Below are 933 nucleotides of genomic sequence, written 5' to 3' on the forward strand. Positions count from 1 at the left end.
CTCGGCCGTTAAACACGCCAGCGCCCATGGTACTGTGTCTCAAGACACGGGAGAGTCGGTCGCCGCCAGACCCGCCCATCGCAACCCATCCCTCCTCACGAACACCGATCCAGCTACCAGCTGGGCCTACGCTGCTTCAGGGTAGCGGGACTTGGCTGGCAAGGCTGCTCCAGGCCTGAATACGGCGACGCCGGATGTACGCGCGCCCTGTTCAGCCAGAGCGCCTAGGCATCGCTGGCGTGAGGAGACGTCCTCATTCCATCGCTGCCGCATGACAAGCCCGTCCCTTACCTGGGGGCGGGCTTTTGCATGTCGGGCCCCTCCTCCATCGCTCGGGCGACCATGGCTCATCAGCGCGCCGCGATCGCCCCCGGCTCCGGCGCTCCGCCTTCTGGGCCGGGGTCTCCTGCAGGGTTTGCTCGATGCCTCAGACGAGGTGGCTCTCCGGCTCCAACGCGGGCCTACCCCGCCCGGTGAAGGTGGCGCGCGCCTGCGAAGCGGTTGCGGAAGCGTGGCTCCTTCTCGGGCGCGATCCGCACCGCAAGATGCAACGTGCCGTTCACCTCCTCGCGCCGGTCGAGGATCTCGGCATTTTCATAGAGCCAGTGCAGCTGCGCTCCGTCCTCGGGCGGCAGGACCACCGCGAAGGTTGATCGGCTACGCGCGATGCGCGCTTCGATCCGGCTGGTGAGAGCGGATAGGCCCTCCCCGGTGAGCGCGGAGACCAGAACCGGTCTGGCGCTATCCTGGTCGTTGCGCGCGCCCTCGCTGCCTTTGCTGAGGTTGAGCAGGCGCGTGCGCTCACCCTCGTCCAGCAGGTCAGCCTTGTTCCAGACCTCGATGATCCGGTCGGCGCTGGTCTCGATCCCGAGTTCGCGCAGGACCTCGCCGACATCCTCGGCCTGGGCCTCGGAATCGACGTGGGAGACGTCG

1 pseudogene is annotated in these 933 nt (G+C 67.5%); it reads right to left on the minus strand.

Going from position 1 to position 933, the window contains the following annotated elements:
- Positions 1-461: 461 nt before the first annotated feature.
- A pseudogene (locus tag MFF58_RS31795) lies at positions 462-933 on the minus strand (GTPase HflX); the annotation flags it as partial.

The sequence above is a fragment of the Methylobacterium longum genome (assembly GCF_022179385.1).
Taxonomy (GTDB): domain Bacteria; phylum Pseudomonadota; class Alphaproteobacteria; order Rhizobiales; family Beijerinckiaceae; genus Methylobacterium; species Methylobacterium longum.